At 57.3% G+C, this 12,376-nt stretch carries 9 protein-coding genes and 1 rRNA gene; 4 read left to right on the top strand and 6 right to left on the bottom strand.

The window, feature by feature from the left end:
- Window positions 1-107 precede the first annotated feature (107 nt).
- A complete protein-coding gene (locus tag QN399_RS09150; protein WP_322178533.1) occupies window positions 108-647 on the top strand; it encodes a DUF3087 domain-containing protein in 540 nt (179 codons plus the stop codon).
- Window positions 648-785: 138 nt separating this feature from the next.
- On the opposite strand, the gene ppnN is transcribed toward QN399_RS09150, so the two are convergent.
- Complete coding sequence (ppnN, locus tag QN399_RS09145; protein WP_322178532.1) at window positions 786-2,159, bottom strand: nucleotide 5'-monophosphate nucleosidase PpnN; 1,374 nt, start codon at window positions 2,157-2,159, stop codon at window positions 786-788.
- Window positions 2,160-2,638: 479 nt separating this feature from the next.
- Here ppnN and QN399_RS09140 point away from each other — a divergent pair, with 479 nt between their 5' ends.
- Window positions 2,639-3,754: a hypothetical protein gene (locus tag QN399_RS09140; protein WP_330200861.1), complete on the top strand. Its 1,116-nt coding sequence runs from the start codon at window positions 2,639-2,641 to the stop codon at window positions 3,752-3,754.
- A 37-nt stretch (window positions 3,755-3,791) separates the two neighbouring features.
- On the opposite strand, the gene QN399_RS09135 is transcribed toward QN399_RS09140, so the two are convergent.
- From QN399_RS09135 to QN399_RS09120, 4 genes are all read right to left on the bottom strand, one after another.
- Entirely contained in the window at window positions 3,792-4,484 is a 693-nt protein-coding gene (locus QN399_RS09135) for a HAMP domain-containing sensor histidine kinase (protein WP_322178530.1), read from the bottom strand.
- The gene (locus QN399_RS09130) at window positions 4,481-6,085 is read right to left on the bottom strand and encodes a response regulator (RefSeq protein WP_322178529.1); all 1,605 of its coding nucleotides are present in this window, start codon (window positions 6,083-6,085) and stop codon (window positions 4,481-4,483) included. Before QN399_RS09130 ends, QN399_RS09135 begins: the two co-directional genes overlap by 4 nt.
- A gap of 692 nt (window positions 6,086-6,777) precedes the next feature.
- A complete protein-coding gene (locus QN399_RS09125) occupies window positions 6,778-8,526 on the bottom strand; it encodes a diguanylate cyclase (protein ID WP_322178528.1) in 1,749 nt (582 codons plus the stop codon).
- Window positions 8,523-9,563 (bottom strand): extracellular solute-binding protein, encoded by a 1,041-nt coding sequence (locus QN399_RS09120; protein ID WP_330200860.1) that lies wholly within the window; start codon window positions 9,561-9,563, stop codon window positions 8,523-8,525. Before QN399_RS09120 ends, QN399_RS09125 begins: the two co-directional genes overlap by 4 nt.
- 577 nt (window positions 9,564-10,140) lie before the next feature.
- Between QN399_RS09120 and QN399_RS09115 the strand changes: the two genes are divergently transcribed.
- Both QN399_RS09115 and QN399_RS09110 read left to right on the top strand, forming a co-directional pair.
- A complete protein-coding gene (locus QN399_RS09115) occupies window positions 10,141-11,334 on the top strand; it encodes a methyl-accepting chemotaxis protein (protein WP_322178526.1) in 1,194 nt (397 codons plus the stop codon).
- Window positions 11,331-11,963: a hypothetical protein gene (locus QN399_RS09110; RefSeq protein ID WP_322178525.1), complete on the top strand. Its 633-nt coding sequence runs from the start codon at window positions 11,331-11,333 to the stop codon at window positions 11,961-11,963. Before QN399_RS09115 ends, QN399_RS09110 begins: the two co-directional genes overlap by 4 nt.
- Before the next feature lie 125 nt (window positions 11,964-12,088).
- Here the strand turns inward: QN399_RS09110 and rrf are convergent.
- Window positions 12,089-12,204 (bottom strand): 5S ribosomal RNA (gene rrf / locus QN399_RS09105).
- Window positions 12,205-12,376 lie beyond the last annotated feature (172 nt).

The following is a 12,376-nucleotide window of genomic DNA, read 5'->3' as shown; positions in this document are numbered from 1 at the left end:
ACCTACACACGTGAGCCGACTCATTAAGCGTGCCTGTGCCCACCTCTTACAGGCGATAATGCCCCGCAATAGTGTTATCCACTCAACAAAGGGGCGCTGCAGCAGTGATGTTTGAGATCAAGCAATTCAATCCTGAAACCTATCGACGGCAAACGCGACGCAGTACGCTGATCATTATCGTGATCTTCGCGCTGCTGGCCATGGTGCTGTCCAGCGTTGCCGTGAAGCTGTTTGGCGAACCCGGTGGCGATAATTTCCGCTTGAATGCGGCGGGCGTCATTGCCGCGTTGGCAGTGACCGTGACCGTGGTGCGGTTCCAGTTCTGGTCGCAGGCATGGATGGCACCGGCCGTCTACGGCTGGCAGCTGAAACGCAGCCTAATGAGCATTACCAACGTCATGCATTACGTCACCGAGGGCGTGCAGGCCAGTGACCCGACGGCCATGAAACTGCTGCGCTTTTATCACTTGGGGCTCACGCAGATGCACCAGTTGGATGGCAACTCCGGCGCAGCAAGCCAGACAGTGCGAGAGGCCGACCTGCACAAGGCGCGCATGGAAGCTCTCGGCATTGATACCGACCAGCATCGACTGGATCCCGCCTGGCTTGCGGCGGCGAAGAAAGCCAGTGCGGCGAAGGCGAAGTAACACCCTCGCGATACAGTATCGCCCCAACGACACGTTGATACCTGAGCGTTGGGGCCAGGCCCGGAACGATGACCGCCCGAGCCTTTCAGGCTGTTTTTGACGCCCAGACAATCACTACGGACAGGTCACATCCGGTTTTTACGTGACCACCTGATAACAAGGCACATAGGCCGCGCCGCCTGGCAGCTTCATGCGGTGCTGCTCGACGAACGATTTCAATAAGCGGTCCAGAGGCTGCATCACCGCCGCGTCGCCACGGATCTGGTAAGGGCCATGCTGCTCGATCAGGCGAATGCCCTTGTCTTTCACATTACCGGCAACGATGCCGGAAAAGGCACGCCGCAGATTGGCCGCCAATTCGTGAGGAGGCAGGTCCAGGCTCAGTTGGAGACTGGCCATGTTGGCGTGGGTGGGGTCGAACGGGCGCTGAAAGCCTTCCTCGATCCTTAGCATCCAGTTGAAATGGAAAGCGTCATTTCGGTCTCGACGGAACTGCTTGACCGCTTTTAGTCCCACGGTCATTTGCCTTGCTACTTGAACAGGATCATCGATGATAATTTCGTAACGAGTCTGTGCGGCCTCCCCCAGCGTAGCGCCGACGAACGCGTGCAACTGATGCAAGTAGGGCGCGGCACTCTTTGGCCCGGTCAGGATGACAGGGAGCGGCAGGTCCTTGTTGTCAGGGTGCATCAGGATCCCGAGCAGGTAGAGGAACTCCTCGGCTGTGCCCGCGCCGCCTGGAAAAATGATTACACCGTGGCCGACGCGCACGAAGGCCTCGAGGCGTTTTTCTATGTCAGGAAGGATCACCAGCTCATTGACGATCGGGTTAGGCGCCTCGGCAGCGATGATTCCCGGTTCGGTCAGGCCCAAGTAGCGGCCGCCGATGATTCGCTGCTTGGCGTGAGCAATGGTGGCACCCTTCATCGGCCCTTTCATTACGCCAGGCCCACAACCGGTGCAGATGTCCAGGCTGCGCAGGCCCAGTTCGTGGCCGACCTTTTTGGTGTACTTGTATTCCTCGGTGTTGATCGAATGGCCGCCCCAACACACCACCATCTTCGGCTCCAGACCGGGACGCAGGGTGCGGGCATTGCGCAGCAGGTGGAAGACGTAGTCAGTGATCCCCTGCGAGCTGCTCAGGTCGATGCGCTGGCTGTCCAGCTCACTCTCGGTATAGACGATGTCACGTAGCGCGCTGAACAGCATCTCGCGGGTACTGGCGATCATCTCACCGTCGACGAAGGCGTCCGCAGGCGCGTTGAGCAGTTCGAGGCGCACGCCACGATCCTGCTGGTGGATGCGAACCTCGAAGCTCTCGTAGGCCTCAAGAATAGTCTTGGCGTTATCTATGTGGGCGCCTGTGTTGAGGATTGCCAAGGCGCATTGGCGGAACAGCTTGTAGATGCTGCCAGCCCCGGCTTCGCTCAGTTGCTGAACTTCACGTTGGGACAGAGTCTCCAGGCTGCCCCTTGGGCTTACCGAAGCGTTAATTACATGTCTTGGGGCCATTCTAGGTTCCTGAGATCGATGCCACCGAGCCCGGTAGGGTCAGTTGCATCAGGAGGGTGAGTGCCAAATGCAGTCGCGCGTGACGGGTATTTTCTCCGGCGACCGGGCTGAAAAGCAAACGTTGCGGTGAGATCCTCCGGGGTCGAGCGCCTTCACCACAGCAGAGAAAGCGGCAGCTAAAGGCCAATGAGCAGTTTCGTCATCTTACCCGGCCACGCATGGAACGGCGCTAACTCATAAGATCGCTGGGTTTTCTTGCCCCCCCTTTCACCACCTATACTCAAAAGGCCATGACCCGAGACGCTGAACGCCCCTTCCAATGGGGAAGGCGCAAAGCGGCAAAAGCACTCCATGCCGGGTATCAGAAGGATAGCCGCGCACTGAGGCTTGCGAATCAAAAAAGGCGTGGAGTGTTTGTTTGAAGCTCATCCAATGCCGGATGGGTTAACGCGGTCGAGTCTATTTAGAGGACTGCGATCTTGAATCTGCGTTCCCTGATCCTCGCCCTTATCGTCGCCTTGATGATGGCGTTGGTAGGGTGCGCCTCCAAAAATCACGCCCCCGATCAGACTCCGCCGGTTCTGGTTTCGGAGGATACCTGGCGACAGGTCGACTGGGATATTGTCACCGCGTCGCTGACCGCGAAAGGATCGGCCAAGGACTATGCGCGCAGCTCCATGGCAAACTGGAGGGACCTCGCCTACCAGCGCACCGAGGCAGACTTCATTCCGTGGTTTACCGGCTACTGGACTCAGCAATGGCTGACGCTCAAGGTGGCCTGGTACAAGGTGAGCACAGGGAAAGAGACCGATCCGGCCAAACGAATGGCTAACTATCTGCAGGAGCAATACCACAATCGCGTGCTGGACCCTGTTGCCAAGCAGATTGATCCCGGCGCGGTCATGGAGCAGACGACGAAACTGTACATCCAGCTTCTCGGCACGCAACTTCAGGGCATTGCGCCACGCTACGATGTGCCTCTAGACCAATTAGACCGACGATTCAAAGACATTCCAGCAATCGAGCTGGCGCCACCACCCAATCGTAACGCTTCGCTCTACCAGATCATCCACATCGATCCTGTCGTCAAGCTGCCGGCGTATGTGGCTCTGGTCAATCAGATCCGCAATACGCCAAGTGGTGCGGGCGCCGGTCCATCGGACGCAAACATATCGTCAGTGGCACAACGGACCAGCGAAAAACTGGAGGCCACGCTCCCCACCCGAGGTGTCGCAGGCGCTGTCGCCGCGGCGGTTGGCCGAGTAGCAGGCACGATGATTTCCCTTGCTGTGTCGGGTTTCGGCGCCATTGCGCACGAGAAAGAACGGTCAGAAATGGTGGAGCAGCTTCGGGTAATCCTGAGCGCCGCCCTGGACGATGAGCGGCGTAACCTGATGGACAATCCCACCACCGGGGTAATGGCAGGGGTCTATCACTTGTCAGGACACATCGAGGGAAGCCTCATCAAAACCTTTACCCCGTCGGTCGAATTAGAACCGATACCTCAAGACCTTCCTCCGCCCGGTGAGCAACCTCTCCAGGACAACAAAAGTGATGAGCAAGCGCCGAGCGACGACGGGAAGGCGACTGAATAACGCCACAAGGGTCGGGGCATTTTTATCGCGACGGCACTCAAGGAAGATAAATAATGAATTGACCGCCCCCCAACTTGCCGCCGTTGGCCAGTTCGATATGTCCATGCACGCCATTGCGCTCGTGCCGTTTGGCGATGTGCGCTGCGAAATAGAGGCCTAGACCGGTACTGCCGCTGCTTTGATTGATGCCCTGCACATAGTCTGACTGACGCTCGATCATCTGCGCTGGATACCCGGGTCCGTCGTCATTGATCGTCAACACAAGTTGGTCTCCCTCCTCATGGGCGCTGATCAACACAGCATGGCGCGCATAACGGATGGCATTGATAATAATGTTCGCCACCACCGAACCTATCAGTTCACGGTCAAAAAAGCCGAGCACATTAATGCCCTGGAGTTCGTAACTCGCGACGATCCCGTGACTGTTCAAGACATCCTGATGGCACGCCAGTTGTGCTTCGATGAAATCATCGAGCTCATGATAGTCAGGCCGCAGCGGCAACTGGTTGACGCCCAACTTATACAAACCGAGCAACTGCACCAACATCCCGTTGAGATGGGCGAATTCGTATTCGATGGCCCCATGCTCGGGGGTGCCTTGCTGCACGTCGGGCAGCCGCATCAGCCACTGGCTATGAGCGTGCATCAATGTCGCCAGGGAGTTCTTCATGTCATGCACGATGGAGGCGATCACCATCGAGAAGTCGAGGCCCTCATCGTTAGTATTCATGCGCCAAACGCCCGACTCTGCAACTTCTGATAACGCTCATAACGGGGATCCGTGTCAGGCATCATGCCGATCATGTTCAGGCACACCCGACATTCTTCAAGCCGTGCAGCATCTGGAGTCACGCCCTTCGCAGGCAACAACGATTGCACCATGTTCAGGGCGATACTGATGTTCTTCGATTGCAACGCCAACGCGCGGCGGAAAAAATCCTGCGCTTCGGCGAGATTGCCAGCCTTGTAACTGCGTACGCCTTGAAGGTTGAGGTCAGCGGCGGCCTTGCCCGCACCAAGGATCGCAGGATCATCGGTCAGGCGAGAGATGCCCTGCATGACTGCGGGGTCATCGCCGTAGATTTCTGCGCAGTTTTTCAATACCCCTGCTCCAGCTTCCTCTTGACCCAAGCGCTGAAGCTGGGCGGCAACCGCCAGTGCCGCGTCGGCGCCGAGAAAGCTCTCCATGCCCTGAAGAACTGCCAACGCCTGCGCGGTCAGCTTCGCGGCGGTCTCAGGGTCCGACTGTTGCAGACTGGTCGCCTTCATCAGACGAGTGCGCAATTGCAGCCCCTGATCGTTGCCGTACTCCTTAGCGACCTCGCCCAGCGTCTGGTTGATCTCCACCCGGGCCCGGGCATCCAGGCCCTTATCACCATTCTTGCTGATCAGTGCTTGTGCCAGGCCGAGGTTGCTCTCTGGATCCTTGAAGCGCGAGTACTGCCCTTGGGACACGGCATGACGATAAGCCTTGGAGGCGCTTTCAAAATCTTCGTTACCCATCGCCAGCTTGCCCAGCAACCTTTGCCGACGCACCGCCAATGGCGACAAACGTACCGCATCCTCGAGTACGCTTTGGGCGCGTCGCGCGTCACCACGGGCAACTAACACATCAGCCAGGCCATCGTAGAGCGTCGGGATCATCGGAAAGGCAATCATTGCCCGCTCGTAAATAGCCTGAGCCTCGCTGGCCTTGCCGCGCTTGAACAATAATTTGCCAAGCGCCGCGTAAGCCCAAGGCGTAGCGCGGTCGGCCAGGATCATCTTGAGAAAGCTTTCCAGCGCATCATGCTGATTCAGATCGCGCAGGGCATCAGCCTTGTAGCGCTGGCAGAGGGGGGCAAAGCGCTGGTCCTTCTCGGTGAGGCTGGTGCAGGCGGCCAACACATCGGCAGGCTTGCCGCGATCAAGCGCCTGGAGAATCGGTTTGAGCAACGTCTTGCGCTGGTCAAGCTTTTCAAGGCGCTGGGCCAGGCCCGCTCGGTTGAACGGCTTGGTCAGATAAGCATCCGGCTCCCATTCCAGGGCGCTCATCACCATGGCCTGGCTGTTCTCGGCGGTGACCATGACGAAAACACCTTCATGGCTTATCAGCTTATCGGTCATCAGGTCTTCAAGCACCTGCTGACCATTTTTCTTACCGTCACCGAAATTGAAATCATGCAGGATAAAGTCGTAGCGTTTCTGCGCGCACATGAGTAGCGCCTGCTCACCCGTATCGGCGGTGTCTACTTCCACAACGCCCAGTTCGCGCAACATGGACCTGACCGAACTGCGAAAATCGGAGAAATCATCGACGATAAGAAACTTTTTTTGGTTGTACGCCAGCATCGAGATTCCTGTCATGGGAAGTAAAGAGTAGGAGCCCAAAAGCAAATACCAATGCAAGGACGGATTGAGCTTCGCTGCCCATTTCGGCGCGCACATAATAGCTAAGCGTAATAGGTCATCAAGCGACTTTACATAGCAATGCTATCCTTCTTGCTTGCCGCATCGCAATGGCCTTGATCCAAGCGTTTCCAGACGCTCGGGCGAACGCTATAAGAGCTTCAGCGGCAACCGGATTTTTGGTCAATTCGGACAGCAGAAAGATAGTCTCCTATCGACCCAAAACAGGAAATCAATACTGGTAGAAATCGGCAAGAAGAAGACTATGAACACGATACCCATAACGCCATAAATTGCCCAAGAGCCATGTCGCTCTTTCTGTGCAAGACAGTCAAGCAGAACTCGGAGTCATGCGTGGACAAGGACCGTAATCAGACGACAAATAGGGCAGAAAAAATTATGCATGTTTGTCACCTGATTACAGTGAGTGACTTATAGGAATTTTTTGTCTTAATACACTAAACGCAACGAACACTCTTTACCGTGAGAAGTTTTCTCTGACCCGCCCCTCTGGAGAGTGCTTAAAGAGTTGGATTAAATAGTATCCACGGTCAATGGCCGAGGCATTTGTTTGATCGCCCAAGGACATTGATAATGGCAAAATTGTTCCTGCCGCAGTGATCAGCGATGCTTAATCAGGAGGGCGACTCGCAGCGGTTTTCCCCCGCGTCCGAGAGGTCGAATGAGTAGGTGTTGCGACCCGACTTCTTGGCTGCGTACATCGCATGGTCCGCGTGCTGGACCAAGGCTTCGATATCGTTGCCATCACGTGGGAACATGCTGACACCCATGCTTGCATTGATTCTCACTTCATGACCATCAATGAACAGGGGAAGCTGGAAGCGGTTATGCAGCTTCTCCAGGATGGTGACAATATGCTGGGTATCCTCAACCGCCTCGAAGAAGATGACGAATTCATCCCCCCCCAAACGTGCCACCGAATCGTTTTCGCAGGTGGCAGAACGTAGCAGGTTGGCCACCGCCTTGAGCACATGGTCACCGAGGCTGTGGCCGTACCGGTCGTTGATGCTCTTGAAGTGATCGAGATCGACAAACAGCACCGCCAAGTGCTTGCCGCTACTCTGTGAATTGATCAAGGCACACTCAAGGCGATCAAAGAACACCCGACGGTTCGGCAGACCGGTCAGCGGATCATGTCGAGACAGGTGTTCGAAGGCCGTGCGGCTGTGCGTGAGGTCGTCCAGTTGGCTGAGGATTTCTTCCTCCATTTCGCGAAAACTCTGGGCCAACTGGCCCAATTCGTCCTGACGCGAGGGCAGCTCGCTGATCTTGCGTTCACGGGAAAATAGCTGCACGGCTCGGGTCATGCTTTTCAGCGGCCGGATGACCGCACGCGAGGTGATGATCGCCGTGAGCAGGGCCAGCAGACTGAACAGCAGAACAATCTGGACGATCTTCTGGCCTACACGCGAGGCCTCGGCGAGTACGAGGCTTTGTGACTGGCCGAGGCCGAGGACGATGAAAGGTTCTGAGGTCTGCGCATTGTTTGAGATTCGTACAAACGCTGCAACCAGCCCATCTTGCTGCTCCTGCGCGACGCTACGACTGATTACGTGGTCCTTATGCCTCTCACCCAGCAGTCTGGCGACTTCCGGGAACTCGTCCTGGATGAACAGACGACGTCCCTGGTCAAATCCGAAAGTGCGTTGGTGGTCTGGGTGGACCAGCAGGTCGCCCCAGCGATTGCTCAGATACACTTGGTATTGCGCGGGCAAATCTCCCTGCAATTGGCTAAAGAGCTGGTCGAGGTCGACGTTGATCACCATCAGGGCGAATACTTTACCGCTGGCGTCAGCCACGGGTGTGGACACGTGCAGGGTCGGCTTGCCCAACCCGGAGTGAGCGCCCTGCTCATGATTGATCACTATCGGGGACAAGCGTGTTTCACCGGGCGCCAAGCGCAAGGTGTCGAACACGTAAGCGTAATGGGCCTTCTCCTGCAGATCGGCACCGCTGACGCGTAACAAGCGCTCACCGTCGCGATCCACCCGCACCAGTTCGAGGCCATGGTCGACAGCGCTGATCAGGCGAACCTGCATATAGTCTGGGTGCACTTGCAACATCGCGCGGAACAACTCGGCAAGGTTATCTTGCGCATGTAAACGCGTACTCTGGCTACCGGCGTCCGAAAGCTCGCGTACCTCGGGGCCGTTGGCCAGCAGTTGCGCATCGAGACCGATGTCGTCTAGGTTGCCGTGCAAGTTGCGTCCGAGCACCTGGGCGGAAGTGAGCAGGTCACGTTCTGCGGCCTTGAGCAGAATGTCGCGACTACTGATGTAGGAATAATATCCGGCCAGACCGGTGGGCAGGATGCCGAACAGAGCCATCAGGCACCCGAGTTTGAGGGCGATACTGAACCTCATCGCGCCTCCTGCAGGGGCGGCCGGTCGCCGGACATGATGCGCTGCCATAGCGCAGTACGATGTGCATCATCCTCGACAGGACGCAGCCAGATCAGTTGTGCCGACGGGTCCATACCAACCGGCTCCACCAAGGTATTGGACAAGCCCTGACGCTCGCTCAAGGCGCGACTGACATGGGGCTCGAGGGTGAAGTTGATCCAGGCTTCGGCCAACACTGGATCGCGCGCGTTGCGACTGATCGCCCAACAGTCGAGCCAAGCCAAAGCACCTTCTCGCGGAATCACGTAACCGACATCGGCGCCAGCGTCCTGCAACTGCTTGAGCTGCTGCCGGCCATAGTTGGCAAATAGTAGAGCCACCGAGTGCTCACGGAACAGTTCGGCAGCTTCCTCCGGTAGAGAATAGAAGGTCAGCACGTTGCGGCGCAGAGCGATCAACTGATCAGTGACCAAAGGGAAGTCAGCGGCGGCGATGTGGAACGGGTCGCCACCGCGCGCCAGGTTAGCCAGAGAGAAGTTATGGCTGCTGGTGTTGAACGCCAATACACGGCCTTGGAATTTGGGGTCCCACATACTGGTGATCGACTGCGGCGGCTGACTGAACTGCTGTCGGTCATAGATCAGCCCCATGTCCGAATAGGTGTAGGGGATCGCGTAGACGCTGCCGCCGGCCATGATCCCGGGGATCTTCGAGTAGTCGCGAAAGCGCAAGAGTTGGCGCGAGGTGTTAGTTATACGCGCAGGTTGCAATGGCTGTAGCAGTTGCTGACCTATGTAGTACTCGACTTCCGCAGTGTTGGCAGCGATCAAGTCGTAGTTGCCACCCTGATTTTCCGCCAGCTTGCTACGCAGCACTTCGTCGCTGCCAACCAGAGTGACTTCGACCTTCACTTTGTAACGCGCCTCAAACTCCGCGACCAGGTCGCTGTCGGCATAGCCGGGCCAAGCAAGCAGACGTAGCGTTTGAACGCCAGCCTGTGCCAGGGTCGGGACCAGGATGGAGAGAAGGACGAGCAGAAGTGGGTAGAAGTGCTTCATCGACAAGGCCAAAAAAAGCGAGATTTTGAGTATATAGATGGCTATATGCCTTAGTCTTTAATACCACGCCCAACTTTCGCCGTTGGTCGGAAACAGTCTATTCGCGAGATCAATGAGGGCAAGACCCCCCTCTGCGTTTAAACCGGAAAGCAGCTCACCAAAACCCGATCATGTGTCATTCGAACCATCACAGAGCATTGTGGCTCAGCAATTCCCACGACTGGTGCGTTGATCGCCTCTTCCGCCTTCGCCGTAAACATCGAAATAAAGCCTGAGGAGAAAACAGGTCAGCCAGTTCCTATCCTTAACCAGCGTTTTCCAACAAGCGTGTTCCGTGCTAGGCCAATCGTTCATCGATATCAATCGAACAGAGTCACCCTTCTCACTGCGTGGTTGACACGTTTCCTTGCGGCCGACGGCAAAGACTGGCAAGCAACTTGCTTGATCTGATCACACTTGAGCCATCAACGACGATGGTTTCACAACTATTACGGGCAACGGCGTCCGCTCACCTCCGCATTGCGGAAAGTGAGCGTGCGCCGTTTTTGCGTTCACACTGGTTCAAAAGGAAATCCTCATGCCTGCTCAAGGAGTCCTCCCAATGGGCCATGCCACCGCAACGCTGCACAGGGGCGCAGGCAAGTGCCGTCCTACTGGCACGTCATTCGGCAAAGCATTGTTCAAACCGGGCATAGCCCTACTGGAACGCAGCGGGATCAACCTCTGGTTACCGCTCGGATTGGCCCTCGGCGCCTGTGGTCTCGCACTAGCCGAACAGCCTGCCAGCGCACTGACCCTCATCCCTGGAGTTCTCTACCTAGGCTGTGCCTGGCAATTGCGCGAGCGCGATCAACGCCATCTACAGACATTCTGGAACACCGAACTGGCACGACTACTGCGCAGCTCCCGGAATGCCGACCTCGCGACGCTGCTGGTGACCACAAGCACTTCGCTACGCAACAGCGAACGCATGCGTAGCGAAGTGCAGTTCGCCAGCCGCGCCTTGGAACAGATGGCCCAGCAGACCAGCGACCAAGGTGAGGAGCAGAGCCAACGGATCGCCATGATCGCCGCTGCCAGCGAGCAGATCGACCAGACCCTGCACAGCATCGACGCCTTGGCCCAGGATGCATTGGCGGCCTTCGCCGACGCCCACGCCCGAAGTGACGCCGGCTGTCTGGAGGCTCGCGCCGTAGGCGGAAGCATGCTCGCCATCCAGCACAGCCTGGGCAATACCGCGCAGGCTGTGGAAGCTTTGCTGCAGCGAACGGCCGCAGTCGAAAAAACGGTGAATAGCATCCAGGCGCTGGCCAAACAGACCCAGTTGCTGGCACTCAATGCATCCATAGAGGCCGCCCGCGCAGGCGAGCATGGCCGTGGTTTCGCCGTAGTAGCCGATGAAGTCCGCAGTCTGGCCCAGGCTACCGACCAAGCGACCCACGAAATCACCAAGGTCGCGACAGCGATCGCCATGGCTGTGCGCCAGGTAGATGGCGAGGTCAAAGAACACCGCCATTTGTTGGAAGCCGGCAACCGGCAGAGTGAGCACCTCGCCACCAACCTCGAAGACCTCGCTCAACGAAGCCAGACCAATCTGCAACAACTCGGCGCCATGCAACAGGCGCTCAGCGAACACCAACAAGCCAATCATGCTCTCAGCGAACAGCTGCAACAGGTCAATGGGGCCGTGCAGGTGCAGAGCACACAGACTCATGCGCTGCACGACCTGACCCGCTATCTCAACCAGCTCACCGCCGGAAACCGAACATGAACCCACAAGCCGCCGTGGCATTCGATTCTATCCAGCCGCCGCAGGGCGACCCAGCACTGCGGCGGGCATTATTGCAGGGCATTGACCTGCTGCAAGGCCTGCAGCAGCATCGCGGTCTCGGCGGACAAACTACCAGCGAAGCACGGCAGCGTTGCCAAACGCTGGGCGCCTCGCTCGACCACCGCTGGAAGGAATGGCCCTATGCTGAACAGCGGCAGAACTGGCAAGCGTTACGCCGTGCCCCCGCAGATTTCGATGGCCATTGCCGTTTGCTGCAAGACCTGCTGGCCACTATCCAGCACCTTGAGCTACACCGTTGCGCGCTCAATCTGCAGCCCCCAAGTATCGCCGAACGCTGCTGGGAACTGGAAGATCTTGGCCGGCTGCGGGGTCTGTCAGTACGCGCAGCCGCCCATCGAACCTGCCCTTTGGAAATGCTTATCCAGTTGCAATACCTGCACGAACGCTTACTCAGGCATGCCCCCCGCTCGCTGCATAGCGCTCTCGATCAGTTGCAGCACTGCCTTATTGATACTCGAATCGTGTCCATCGCCCCTGCGGAGTGCTACGCCCTGCTCACCCCATTACTCGACGAACGCCTGGACGCCATCCGCCGAGATCTGGACTAAGGCGGCTCTCCGCTCAACTTGGCAACAGAGCGCTATAGTCGTCGCACGCAACTCTTGAGCCCTATTTTCCTCGCACACAAACAAAACCCCTGTTTGCGTAAGCAAACAGGGGTTTCGGAATTCAATCTTGACGATGACCTACTCTCACATGGGGAAACCCCACACTACCATCGGCGATGCATCGTTTCACTGCTGAGTTCGGGATGGGATCAGGTGGTTCCAATGCTCTATGGTCGTCAAGAAATTCGGCTGCCGGATCGTCGTGCTTGCGCGCAACGGGCCAACTAATGGGGATGTGATAGATCTGTGGGTTGTTGCCAATTTTCGGTTTGTGTCGTCTTCACACACCGCAATCTGCTCTTTCGACGCAAATTGCTTGGGTGTTATATGGTCAAGCCTCACGGGCAATTAGT

Source organism: Pseudomonas sp. 10C3, from assembly GCF_036346185.1.
Lineage (GTDB): Bacteria > Pseudomonadota > Gammaproteobacteria > Pseudomonadales > Pseudomonadaceae > Aquipseudomonas.
Note: the sequence above shows the minus strand (reverse complement) of the source record. Positions and strands in the feature narration are given on the sequence as shown.

Bases quoted from the DNA above. Each gene is read 5' to 3' on its own strand.
- QN399_RS09150 (WP_322178533.1), top strand. From the start codon at position 108: ATGTTTGAGATCAAGCAATTCAATCCTGAAACCTATCGACGGCAAACG.
- ppnN (WP_322178532.1), bottom strand. From the start codon at position 2,159: ATGGCCCCAAGACATGTAATTAACGCTTCGGTAAGCCCAAGGGGCAGC.
- QN399_RS09135 (WP_322178530.1), bottom strand. From the start codon at position 4,484: ATGAATACTAACGATGAGGGCCTCGACTTCTCGATGGTGATCGCCTCC.
- QN399_RS09130 (WP_322178529.1), bottom strand. From the start codon at position 6,085: ATGCTGGCGTACAACCAAAAAAAGTTTCTTATCGTCGATGATTTCTCC.
- QN399_RS09125 (WP_322178528.1), bottom strand. From the start codon at position 8,526: ATGAGGTTCAGTATCGCCCTCAAACTCGGGTGCCTGATGGCTCTGTTC.
- QN399_RS09120 (WP_330200860.1), bottom strand. From the start codon at position 9,563: ATGAAGCACTTCTACCCACTTCTGCTCGTCCTTCTCTCCATCCTGGTC.
- QN399_RS09115 (WP_322178526.1), top strand. From the start codon at position 10,141: ATGCCTGCTCAAGGAGTCCTCCCAATGGGCCATGCCACCGCAACGCTG.
- QN399_RS09110 (WP_322178525.1), top strand. From the start codon at position 11,331: ATGAACCCACAAGCCGCCGTGGCATTCGATTCTATCCAGCCGCCGCAG.